The sequence below is a fragment of the Stenotrophomonas sp. 21LCFQ19 genome (assembly GCF_056861425.1).
Genome location: NZ_JBSPUF010000017.1, coordinates 1 through 824, shown reverse-complemented (window position 1 = coordinate 824; position 824 = coordinate 1). Strand labels below are relative to the sequence as shown.

General features: G+C 60.2%; 1 protein-coding gene. It reads right to left on the bottom strand.

All coding sequences use genetic code 11. The features are described 5' to 3' along the window. Nucleotides 1–88: 88 nt before the first annotated feature. Nucleotides 89–532, bottom strand: coding sequence for an REP-associated tyrosine transposase (locus tag AC13FW_RS16910; protein WP_482989847.1), 444 nt, complete (start codon nucleotides 530–532; stop codon nucleotides 89–91). Nucleotides 533–824 lie beyond the last annotated feature (292 nt).

Here is an 824-nt window from a genome sequence, read left to right as displayed (position 1 = left end):
TGCCTCCCCTTTTGTCCCTATCAATGCTCGGAATTGTTTTTACCGGTAACACCCCTTGCCGAGCATGGCTCGGCACTACATCAGCGCATTAGAGCTGCCAACCCCATCGGCACCACGCGTACGGATACTCCTGCGGCCTGTCGCATAGGCCAGCCCGCACAGGGTTATGCAGCAGGTAATTCGCCACGCCCAGCAATGATTCATCGCGCCTGATTGCATGATCGTGATAGCCGGATTGCCAGATGGATCCTGCAACGCCAATGGCTCTTGCCGAGCGCGACTTCAGCCGCTGCATACACGCACCCAGCGATCCGGTTTGAAGCTGCAGCAGCCAATGCAGGTGGTCTGGCATGACCACCCAGGCAAGGCTGTGGGTGATGCCGGCGAGCTCGCAATGATGGAGCGACTCGATCACCTGCTCGGCGTTCTTGCGATTCGCAAACAGCGGCATTCGCCCAGCTGTCACCGTGGTGATTGAATAGGTGTTGTTGGGCAGCGATACGCGCCCGAGGCGCAGCTTTGGACTGGACATTGCTGCAGCCTGAGGCCGGCGATCAAGAACGTCCGTCGGGGCTTTACGGCTCCACCCGTAGTGCCTAGCCATGCTCGGCAGGGGCTTCACCGGTAACTCTCCTGCCGAGCATGGCTCGGCACTACAGGTTCGGATTTACCGGTGAAGCCCCTGCCGAGCATGGCTCGGCACTACAGGTTCGGCTTTACCGGTAACGCCCCTGCCGAGCATGGCTCGGCACTACAGGTTTGGCTTTACCGGTAACGCCTCTGCCGCGCATGGCTCGGCACTACAGGGTCGGCTTTACCGGTAA